This is a genomic window from Caballeronia sp. M23-90 (genome assembly GCF_053574605.1).
This window is the reverse complement of sequence record NZ_JBSIPA010000257.1, coordinates 1-9,314: the sequence shown is the minus strand read 5'-3', so window position 1 is coordinate 9,314 and position 9,314 is coordinate 1. Positions and strand designations below refer to the sequence as shown.

10 protein-coding genes and 1 pseudogene are annotated in these 9,314 nt (G+C 58.8%); 4 read left to right on the top strand and 7 right to left on the bottom strand.

Going from position 1 to position 9,314, the window contains the following annotated elements; all coding sequences use genetic code 11:
- Nucleotides 1–55 precede the first annotated feature (55 nt).
- A complete protein-coding gene (locus tag ACRXB1_RS22355) occupies nt 56–556 on the top strand; it encodes a nucleoside deaminase (RefSeq protein ID WP_449493248.1) in 501 nt (166 codons plus the stop codon).
- A gap of 31 nt (nt 557–587) precedes the next feature.
- Here ACRXB1_RS22355 and ACRXB1_RS22350 read toward each other — a convergent pair whose 3' ends face one another.
- A complete protein-coding gene (locus tag ACRXB1_RS22350; RefSeq protein WP_062003737.1) occupies nt 588–2,132 on the bottom strand; it encodes a methyl-accepting chemotaxis protein in 1,545 nt (514 codons plus the stop codon).
- A gap of 599 nt (nt 2,133–2,731) precedes the next feature.
- On the opposite strand from ACRXB1_RS22350, the gene ACRXB1_RS22345 reads away from it, so the two are divergent.
- The gene (locus tag ACRXB1_RS22345) at nt 2,732–2,995 is read left to right on the top strand and encodes a hypothetical protein (RefSeq protein ID WP_062171520.1); all 264 of its coding nucleotides are present in this window, start codon (nt 2,732–2,734) and stop codon (nt 2,993–2,995) included.
- Nucleotides 2,996–3,287: 292 nt separating this feature from the next.
- On the opposite strand, the gene ACRXB1_RS22340 is transcribed toward ACRXB1_RS22345, so the two are convergent.
- Nucleotides 3,288–3,662: a hypothetical protein gene (locus tag ACRXB1_RS22340; protein ID WP_449493247.1), complete on the bottom strand. Its 375-nt coding sequence runs from the start codon at nt 3,660–3,662 to the stop codon at nt 3,288–3,290.
- On the opposite strand from ACRXB1_RS22340, the gene ACRXB1_RS22335 reads away from it, so the two are divergent.
- Nucleotides 3,661–4,491, top strand: coding sequence for a MipA/OmpV family protein (locus tag ACRXB1_RS22335; protein ID WP_236873466.1), 831 nt, complete (start codon nt 3,661–3,663; stop codon nt 4,489–4,491). The genes ACRXB1_RS22340 and ACRXB1_RS22335 overlap by 2 nt on opposite strands.
- Nucleotides 4,492–4,512: 21 nt before the next feature.
- Here ACRXB1_RS22335 and ACRXB1_RS22330 read toward each other — a convergent pair whose 3' ends face one another.
- Nucleotides 4,513–5,769 (bottom strand): MFS transporter, encoded by a 1,257-nt coding sequence (locus ACRXB1_RS22330; RefSeq protein ID WP_174362526.1) that lies wholly within the window; start codon nt 5,767–5,769, stop codon nt 4,513–4,515.
- A gap of 130 nt (nt 5,770–5,899) precedes the next feature.
- Nucleotides 5,900–6,523 (bottom strand): H-NS histone family protein, encoded by a 624-nt coding sequence (locus ACRXB1_RS22325; RefSeq protein ID WP_449493246.1) that lies wholly within the window; start codon nt 6,521–6,523, stop codon nt 5,900–5,902.
- A gap of 392 nt (nt 6,524–6,915) precedes the next feature.
- Between ACRXB1_RS22325 and ACRXB1_RS22320 the strand changes: the two genes are divergently transcribed.
- Complete coding sequence (locus tag ACRXB1_RS22320; protein ID WP_062003320.1) at nt 6,916–7,389, top strand: HU family DNA-binding protein; 474 nt, start codon at nt 6,916–6,918, stop codon at nt 7,387–7,389.
- Between the two features lie 96 nt (nt 7,390–7,485).
- Here ACRXB1_RS22320 and ACRXB1_RS22315 read toward each other — a convergent pair whose 3' ends face one another.
- The 3 genes and pseudogenes from ACRXB1_RS22315 to ACRXB1_RS22305 all read right to left on the bottom strand — a co-directional run.
- Nucleotides 7,486–7,908 carry a phasin family protein gene (locus ACRXB1_RS22315; protein WP_062003319.1) on the bottom strand — a complete coding sequence of 141 codons (423 nt, stop codon included), beginning with the start codon at nt 7,906–7,908 and terminating at the stop codon, nt 7,486–7,488.
- 551 nt (nt 7,909–8,459) lie between these two features.
- Nucleotides 8,460–8,726 carry a hypothetical protein gene (locus ACRXB1_RS22310; RefSeq protein WP_069638392.1) on the bottom strand — a complete coding sequence of 89 codons (267 nt, stop codon included), beginning with the start codon at nt 8,724–8,726 and terminating at the stop codon, nt 8,460–8,462.
- 354 nt (nt 8,727–9,080) lie between these two features.
- Nucleotides 9,081–9,314 (bottom strand): annotated as a pseudogene (locus ACRXB1_RS22305) (hypothetical protein); the annotation flags it as partial.

Here is a 9,314-nt window from a genome sequence, read left to right as displayed (position 1 = left end):
GCCATGATGCGCTTTTTCCTCGATCATCCAATACGCGGCTAAAGGAAAGGACACCATGAACGAAAATACAAATACAAATGCAAACGAACGGGACATGGCGCTGCTGCGCGAGGTGATCGCGTTATCGGAGAAGTCGAGACGTGATGGACGGCATCCGTTCGCCGCGCTCATAGCCGACGAACATGGCCGGATCGTCGGGCAAGCGGGCAACAATTCCATGCCACCGCTAGGCGACCCCACGCAGCATGCCGAGTTGCGCGCCGCCGCGCAGGCGGCGAAGGAACTGTCGCCGGAGCAGTTGCTGAAGTGCACGCTCTATACGAATGCCGAGCCGTGCTGCATGTGTTCGGGCGCGATCTATTGGTGCAATATTGGGCGTGTCGTGTATGCAATGTCCGAGCGGCGTTTGCTCGAGATTACCGGCGCTCATCCGGAAAACCCGACCTTCTCGCTGCCATGCCGCGAGGTGTTCGCGCGAGGGCAGAGGAAGGTGAGCGTGGTCGGGCCGCTTATTGAAGATGAAGCGGCCGTCGTGCACGGGGGATTCTGGACGTGACCAGCACCAGAAGCTCGCGTCCAGACTACCTTCAAGCCGGCAGCGAAAAACTTCCGATCGCTTCGCGCAGCACATCGACCTGATCCTTCAGTGAATGCGCCGCGGCCGCTGCCTCTTCAACCAGCGCCGCATTTTGCTGCGTGACCTGATCCATCTCGCCCACCGCACGGTTCACCTGTTCGATGCCCGCGCTTTGCTCGTTGGAAGCGTGGCTGATTTCATCGAGGATCTCGTTCACGCGACGCACGGAGCTCACGATCTCGCCCATCGTCGCGCCCGCGTTCGATACCAGCGACGCCCCTTCTTTCACCGTATCCGTCGACGTCCCGATCAGCGCCTTGATCTCTTTCGCAGCCGTCGCCGAACGCTGCGCGAGGCTGCGCACTTCCGCCGCCACGACCGCGAAGCCACGTCCTTGCTCGCCTGCCCGAGCCGCTTCAACGGCTGCATTCAATGCGAGGATGTTCGTCTGGAACGCAATGCCGTCGATCACGCCGATGATGTCGCCAATCTGCTTCGAGCTTTCGGTGATGCGCGTCATGGTGTGGATCACTTCTTCGACCACGCCGCTGCCGCGCTGGGCGACATCGGCGGCTTCGCCCGCGAGTTTCGCCGCTTGCGTGGCGCTATCGGCGTTCTGCTTCACGTTTGCCGTCATCTCGTCCATGCTCGATGCCGTCTGCACGAGCGCGGCGGCTTGCTGCTCCGTGCGCTGCGACAGGTCGGTGTTGCCTGCAGCAATCTCCGATGCCCCCACGTTGATATTCTCGGTTCCGGCACGAACCCGCGATACGGTCTCGACCAAACCGCTTTGCATCTCGCTCAGTGCGTACATCAGGCTGTGTGAATCGCCTGCGGCAAGCGGTACATGCGTGGTCAGGTCGCCGCGTGCAATGCGTTGCGCCGCGCTGACCGCAATGGACGGATCGCCACCGAGTTCACGCTTGATACTGCGCAACACCAGCAACATGACGAGCGACGCCAGCACGCCGAGCACCGCCGTGATCGCGAACCAGCGCAATGCGCTCGCGTAGAAGGCTCTCTGGATATCGTCGGTGTACATGCCGGTCACGATGTACCAGTCCCACGGCACGAAGTGATTGGCGAAGCTGATCTTCGGCACCGGCTTTTCGCTGCCGGGCTTCGACCACAGGTAACTGATAAAACCGCCTTCGGGCGTCGAATTACCCGCGGTGACGATATTGACGAACAGTTTGTTGCCGTCGGGATCGGCGAAGTTGGCCAGGTTCTGGCCGTTCAGCGCGGGTTTGATCGGATGCATGATCATGACGGGGCGCGAGTCGTTGACCGAGATGTAGCCGTCGGTACCGTATCGCATGGAAGCGAGGACATCGAGCGCGCGCTTTTTCGCTTCGTCTTCGGAGATCGTCTTGTTTGCGGCGAGGCTCTGGAAATGCGCCGTCATGCTTGCGCCCTGCGCCACCAGCGCTTTCAATTGGTCGCGCCGGTCATCGAGTGTGGCAGAACGGCTTTGCCACGCTCCTATGAATCCAATCGCCACAAGTCCGAGCCAAAGCACGGCGATCATCGATCCGAGCTTTTGATTCAACGTCATCTTATTCATGTCTACCGCCGTCGCCTGTGTTGAACCGTGTGTACGAATATGTGGGGCGTCGGGCGCTGCCGATCGCCATGCCTGACTCATTTACGGCATGACAGCGGAGGAATGTAGGGGTGGGATAACCCGTAGCCAAGCAGGATTTCTGCGAGTTTTCACACCGCCGCTTCGCCTGGCGTTGAGCAAGAAGCGGTGGAACTCGCCGTCTCCCTCAAGTCCCGGTTCCTGCCTGCCGATAAACATTCAAAGGACGCGTCTGTCGCACGTCTTCGATTTGAACCTTCCCTGGGCCTACCTCGCTAAAAACTGTTGCGATTTTGCCTAAGTCACACCGCGACGGGTAATGGAGGCATAGAGTTAAAGTGCTTTCTGAGGTATGTGGTGCGTTGCGGGAGGGCGTATGAAACGCAGAACGGCTAGACAGCTTGTTGCTCAGTTGGCGGATTTGAGGAATCTCGCGCGGTGTAGCGCACTGAGAGCTTCTTCCGCCAGCAGCACGATGATGCAAAGCTCGCTTGAAGGTGCCGGGCGGAAGACGCCGGACGTGCCAAGCGAGGCGGACGAAGTTGGGCAGGAATCGTTTGTTGGAGCGGCACATGAAATCCACGCATGAGCATTCGCTGCGGACCCAGGTCGAAAAATGGCTTGCGCCAGGTTTGTCGACACCTGTTCGCGTCACCGAATTCAGCCGTACGCGCGTTGGGCGGCGGCGTTATGTATGTGTAGAAACGGCGCTGCCGCGGGGCTTGCGCGCGCTGCTGTTCTTTCGTCACGACGATGGCTGCTGGTGCGTGTTTCCTCCCGCGTCAGACAGGGCGCCTTCGGATCGATCGATGATGAACCGCGCGCAGCTTGGATGAATCGATCAGCTTCAGATAGTTCGGAATGCTTGGTTTAAAGAACGCACAGGGATGTGCCTACTGCGCGTGATGTACGGTTCACACGGCCGCGTTTCAATTGCCGTGTGCTAAAAAACATGCTGGGAGAATCGCCATGTACATCGGCCTGCTCGTTTCGCAAGTGCGGCATCCTCAAGAACGGCTTTCTTATCCCGACGCCGCGTTGTCCCAGGCTGAACCTTCGGCGCACCGGTTCGCTGCACTCTGGAACAGAATCAAGGGTGCTTTTTCGCATCGAGCTTGAAGCATTCCGTTATTCTCCGCGTCCTTCAGCACGGCCGGAATGATCCGGCTGGAGCCTTCCTATATTGTTTCGTAAGTGCTGCGGTCGCCTGACGGCCACATCAATTTCTACTTCCTCCATGCAGCGCATCGGCGTGTTCGACGTCAATTGCGTTCGCCTCACCTTTCTGATATCGGTCGACCAGGTTAGCCGGATTACGTTGACCTGCTGATGTACTGACTTGTCAGCGATCCCGTTCGCACGCTGTTTTTCCGGTTGCGAAACGAATACGGCACAAACACGTTTATTGAAAATACTCGCTTGACGAAAGTAAAGGCGATGCACGCTTTGCTTCAGGAAGTGGCGCTCTCCTGGTCTTTGATCTTCATTCAACGGATCGCCCATGAATAAGCGAAACGAGCGCTCGATGCTCGCAGGCCTGCGGGTTCCTTTTCTTCTTAGCGGACTGATCGTGGCGCATGCAAGCCACGCCGCAGCCGTCGATCTTCCGGGCATGCTTCCCAGCATGATTGGCGGCGGCCTCGGCTCCACGACCGACTATGCGGGCGGCAAGGATCGATTTGTCGGCGTTGTGCCGGGCGTGCGCTACGTGACCGATGGCGGGCGCTTGTTCGAATTGTATGGGCCGTACGCACAATTCGATTTTGGCGGCATCACCGGGCTGCAATATGGACCGGCCATATCGCTTCGTCTTGGGCGCAGTAATGTCGATGACCCGGTCGTCTCCCAGGTCCACGAAGTTCACACCACGGTCGAAGGCGGAGGGTTCGTCGGCTACGAGTACGAGCATCTGGGGACGGTGCCGTACCGGCTGCGCGGGTCGGTGACGGTCGTGACCAACGCGGGCATCGTCTATACGGGCGCGCGCGTTTCTGTGAATGGCAGCTTCTGGATGCCGCTGAACCGGCGGGTTTTCGCCGGCGTGGGCGTCGGCGCGAGCTGGGTCAGCCAGGGCTTCAACCAGGTCTACTTCGGTGTCACACAGGAAGATTCGGCGCGCAGCGGGCTGCCCGCGTTCAGTCCTTCAGGCGGACTGGAACAGATGACAGGATGGCTCGCTGCAATCTATCAATTCGACAAACACTGGTTCGGCGGCGCGATGATCTATTGCCAGCGAATCTCGGGTTCGGCGGCGGACAGTCCTATCGTGACGCAGCGTGGCAATCGCAATCAGATCACGTATGGCGCAGGCGTCGCTTATGCATTCAAATGAGCATTCAAATAATGCACTGGTTCATTCGAGTTCCACGCCCTTCAGCTCGGGAATGAGAAAAACCGTCGCCAGCATATCGAGCACGTATATGCCCGCGAGCGATGCAATCGCGACTTGCAGCGAATACGACGCAGCCAGTCCGCCCACGATGATCGGCCCGAATCCGCCGACCGCCCGTCCGATATTGAACAATACGTTCTGCGCTGTCGCACGAGCCGCGGTCGGATAGGCTTCTGAAATCAGCGCCCCGTAGCCGCCGATCATCCCGTTGATGAAGAGTCCCATCACCGCACCGGCCCAGAGCATGGCGCCCGGCGTGGATAACGTCGAATAGAAGATGACCATCACGACGGAACCCGCCTGAAAGAGGAGGAAGGTCGGCTTGCGGCCAATGCGGTCAGCAAGTTGGCCGAAGAGATAAACGCCGATCATCATTCCGACAATGGTCACCGAGGTCCACAACGCCGACTTGGTCAGGCCGAAGCCGAGCGTCTTTCCAAGGTAGGTCGGCAGCCAGATCATGATGCCGTAGTAGCCGAAGTTCTGGACAGAACACAGGATCACTATTCCGATGCTCGCGCGCGTCGTGTCGGCATCCGCGACAAGCAGTCTGAAAGCGTTGGCGCGGCGCTCGGGTTTCATCGCACTTCGCACGAATACCTCAGGCTCATGCAGCGAGTTCCTGACCATCCACGCGATGACCGCCGGCGCCACGCCAAGCAGGAACATGCCGCGCCAGCCAATATGCGGCAGCAGCAGCGGCGTCAGCAAGGACGCGGCGAGGACGCCTGTCTGCCATCCCAGCGCAACGTAGGACGACGCCCGCGCACGATACTTCGCGGGCCACGCCTCGGCCGCCAATGCCATGCCAATACCAAACTCGCCACCGAGCCCGATCCCCGCGATGGTCCGGTACGCAAGCAGATCCCAGAAGCCCGTTGCAAACGCGCACAGTCCTGTGAAGACCGCGAACAGCACGATGGTCCACGTCAGCACGCGAATCCGGCCATAGCGGTCGCTCAGCGAGCCGAACACAATACCGCCCGCGACCGCGCCGATCAGCGTCCACGTCACCAGTGCGCCGGATTGCTGCGTGCTCAGATGCAATTCCAGCGCGATGGCGGGCAGCATGAAGCCGAGGATGAGCAGATCGAAGCCGTCCATCGCGTAGCCGGTTGCCGAGGCGATGAGCGCCTTCCACGCGTTTTTATCGGCGGTAAGTTTGGTGCTCGGCGCTGTCGGCACGCTGCTTCCGGATGCCTTTGCGTCGGCTTCCATATAAGCTCCAGTGGGGATTCGTTTTGAATTTGAAAGCGTCGCGTGCAGCTGAGAGTCGAGCGAGCAAGCATTCGATGCTGGACCAACCGACGGGGGCTGGTGCCCCCGATCGCCTGCCGTGCAGACTTGCTTAGCTCGTTGTCTGGCTCTCGGCCACGGCTTCTGCCGCGCGTTTGCGCGCTGCTTTTTTCGCCGGCGCGGTTTTCTTCAATGCTACGGCTTTTTTCGCGACGCCTTTCTTTGCTGCCGCTTTCCTGGCCGGTTTCAAGGCCGGTTTCAAGGCCGCTTTCTTCGCCGCTTTCTTCGCTGTTGCGCCGCTCGTGGCAGAAGACTTTGCCTTGACGTTCTTGCGTGCCGCGCCCGGTTGCGTGACCTTGGCATCTGCCGCGGCAGCGCCTTCCGCAATCAGGAACTTCGAACGGTCCTTGACCTGGGCAATCCATGCGGGTGCACGCCCGTGTCCGGTCCAGGTTGCGCCCGTCTTCGGATGAAGATACTTGGCCGCGCCCTTGCCCGGCAGACTGCCTGCCGTCTTCCGCCTTGTTTTCAAGGGTGTTTTCGCCGCGCTGCCTTTGGCCGCTTTTGCATTGCGCAGGGCCTTTGCTTTCTTCTCGATGTCCTCGGTTGTCAGGCCGTGCTCAAGCATGATGTTTCGAATCTGATCGACTGCCGCTTGCATCTTTTTTGCAATCAACGCGTCAGCCTGAACCTGTAGCTTCGTTATTTTGACGCGAAGCTGTTCGATTGTAGGCATTGGGACCTCCTGTAATGGATGTGGCCGCACTATGCCATGAGCGCCTGATTTGCAAAAGTGCCGATGAAGTGGAGGCACGCGAGAGGCACCATTTCGTATCGATACGAAGTCTTCAAAAGCGACTTGAGAGAAGAGCTAAAGACAGCGGCCAAAGAACGTCATGGGTGCTCTTGAACAAGGTTTTTCCATATCCAAGTCAATGAAGTGAGGTACAGGTACCCGGATTCGTGACTTTCATGCAAAAAACCCTTTAATTTATGGTCTGAGATGTTGCGTCTTGAAGGCGGTGTTGTTACGCTGGCGCCCAACCCGAGGATTTGTACCTTTGCGTTAGTCGGTGACGGCGCAAAGGCAAAGGTCTTGGGCAACTTTTGACTATAAGCGAGGCACTCATGGCAACAACCACCACGAAGAAAACCGCAGCTCCGGCATCTAAGAAAGCAGCAGCGCCGGCGACCAAGAAAGTGACGGCCGCAAGCAAGAAAGCAGCGCCGGTAGCAAAGAAGGCAGCAGCGCCTGCAGCCAAGAAAGCAGTTGTGGCCACGCCGCTGAAACCCATCAAGGACTCGTTCACCAAGGCGTCGCTGACTGTTCATCTGGCAGAACGCTCGGGCGTCGAGCCGAAGGCAGCGAAGGCATTGCTCGCGGCACTCGAAGAAACGCTGCTCGCATCGATTCACAAGAAAGGTGCCAAGGAGTTCACGCTGCCGGGCTTGCTGAAGGTCGTTGCGCAAGACGTGCCGGCGAAGAAGAAGCGCTTTGGCAAGGACCCGTTCACGGGTGAAGACAAGTGGTTTGCGGCGAAACCGGCATCGGTGCGCCTGAAGGTGCGCCCGCTGAAGAAGCTGAAGGACGCAGCACTGTAATCGAAGCACGGCAGTTGAGTCTTCAGAAGTAAGAACGCCCCTCGCGATGAAAATCCGAGGGGCGTTTTTTATTGTCAGCCTGAAAGATGATGCAGGCTATTTCGACTGCTCCATCGATGACTTCAGTTCCTTTGCCGCCTCTTCAATCCGCTTTGTCACGATCGCGTACGCTTCGGTCTGTGCCTGCTGCGTTTTCTGTGCGATATCCTGCATGTCGGCAAGCGCCTGATGCAGCGCCTTTTGTACGACCTCGGTCGGATTGGCTGCGGCTTTCGCCGGCGACGTAGCGAACTCCTGCGCGATGGTCTGGAAATCGCCTAGCGCCCGGCGGAGGATTTCGAGCTGTTTGTCGCGTAGCGCTTCCATGCCGCCGAATGCGACGCGATTCGCGGCCGCCAGCGCTTCGACGTCCTTGCGGCGGGCATCGAGGATTGCCTGGACATCGAATCCGGGAAGCTTGTATTGCTGGAACATTGCGGCAAACTGACTAAACGGGTCGGCGTACTCGGGCTTTGCCATGTGCGTCTCCAATAGGTTTATTAGCGTTCGAAAAACGCCGGCGCTACTGCGTGTACCACCTTCCGCGCCCAACGCTCATTCGATATTACAGCGGAACTGCCGTTACCGAATCCGAGGGAAAACGCGCGGGAGTTTCGCGGACATGCGCGACGCACTGTAATTTAAAGAGACAATTACCCGGGAACGTAGCGCGTTTGAGTGGCTCATAAGATTGAAGGGATGTTGCGTGTCCCGGCGCACGAGTGGAGTGAATGATGAAAGTCGCAGCGAAGATTTTTATATCTGTGCTGATTGCGGGCACATCGGCGGGGGTTCATGCGCAGGCAAGCGCGGCTCCGGGCGATGCCGCAAACTCATCGCTCACACGCAGTTCCGCTCCTACGGAAAATGCCGCCGGTAATGATCCTCAAACGAGCACGGGCTTGAGCAAGGGAACAGACGGCGTTATCAGCAGCATGAGAGCCAACGGCACGCGGACCACTGAAAGTCCTCTTGTCAGGGCGCCGAACAGAACCGGGACCGTGCCCCGCACGCGTTGATCTCCCGCACGTTCACCTGAACACCAGCCCGCGAGCGCCGTCTCGCTGCAGTACGAAGTCCTGGATCACCATGGCGAGGTCTTTCTCGTTAGGACGCGTTCCCCAGGTGCTGTACCCCGCGACCGAAGCAATCACGAACCACGAGTGGGGCGGGAACCATTCGGCGATCACACCGCCTTCGCCGATGATCCTCAGGCGCCCGGTATCCCGATGAAATTCCGCCGACATCGACACACCGTCAATGTCCCTGCTTGTCCGGACCGGTCTGCTTAGCATCATGCGCTCCCTGTTGCGGCGTGTTTTATGACATCGGTGATATGGAATGTTTGGATCAAGCGGATCCCGGGCTATCGTGCGCAGCGAGCGCGACAGTCCGGGCTTTTATTGAAGGCGTTGAATCATTCGCACGATGAAAACCGTGCGGCGGCAAAACGGCGCGGTGAGGCCGCACCAAAATTTACCCAAGCGGCTTGTGATTCCGGATGCGCGGCGAGTACCGCGCATGACTCAAACATAGGTCGACGATATTTAACAGGCAATCCCTCTTTTAGGAGGGCATCGACTAATAGGGTATTGAGTCAGTATTGAGTCAGATAAGACAATAGATCGACGGACAGGCAGGCCGCAATGCACTTAAATGCGGCCTGCCTCGCGAAGCAAACGTCGAAGCAACATGACCTGGTTGACGGCATCGGCTTCGAGCAATGACAAGCCGTCTTTCGAGAAGACTTCTTCGGGATGATGCTGCGGGTCGCCGGCGAGCCCCGACTTGATGCTCTCCCCAACGCACGTGATCCATTCTGCAAGCGGCGCGTTTGCGGCGAACCCTGCGCCGAACGAGCGTGCGCGTGTCGCCGTTCCCGCCAA

Coding starts and splice junctions, on each gene's coding strand:
- ACRXB1_RS22355 (WP_449493248.1), top strand. CDS start 56: ATGAACGAAAATACAAATACAAATGCAAACGAACGGGACATGGCGCTG.
- ACRXB1_RS22350 (WP_062003737.1), bottom strand. CDS start 2,132: ATGACGTTGAATCAAAAGCTCGGATCGATGATCGCCGTGCTTTGGCTC.
- ACRXB1_RS22345 (WP_062171520.1), top strand. CDS start 2,732: ATGAAATCCACGCATGAGCATTCGCTGCGGACCCAGGTCGAAAAATGG.
- ACRXB1_RS22335 (WP_236873466.1), top strand. CDS start 3,661: ATGAATAAGCGAAACGAGCGCTCGATGCTCGCAGGCCTGCGGGTTCCT.
- ACRXB1_RS22340 (WP_449493247.1), bottom strand. CDS start 3,662: ATGGGCGATCCGTTGAATGAAGATCAAAGACCAGGAGAGCGCCACTTC.
- ACRXB1_RS22330 (WP_174362526.1), bottom strand. CDS start 5,769: ATGGAAGCCGACGCAAAGGCATCCGGAAGCAGCGTGCCGACAGCGCCG.
- ACRXB1_RS22325 (WP_449493246.1), bottom strand. CDS start 6,523: ATGCCTACAATCGAACAGCTTCGCGTCAAAATAACGAAGCTACAGGTT.
- ACRXB1_RS22320 (WP_062003320.1), top strand. CDS start 6,916: ATGGCAACAACCACCACGAAGAAAACCGCAGCTCCGGCATCTAAGAAA.
- ACRXB1_RS22315 (WP_062003319.1), bottom strand. CDS start 7,908: ATGGCAAAGCCCGAGTACGCCGACCCGTTTAGTCAGTTTGCCGCAATG.
- ACRXB1_RS22310 (WP_069638392.1), bottom strand. CDS start 8,726: ATGATGCTAAGCAGACCGGTCCGGACAAGCAGGGACATTGACGGTGTG.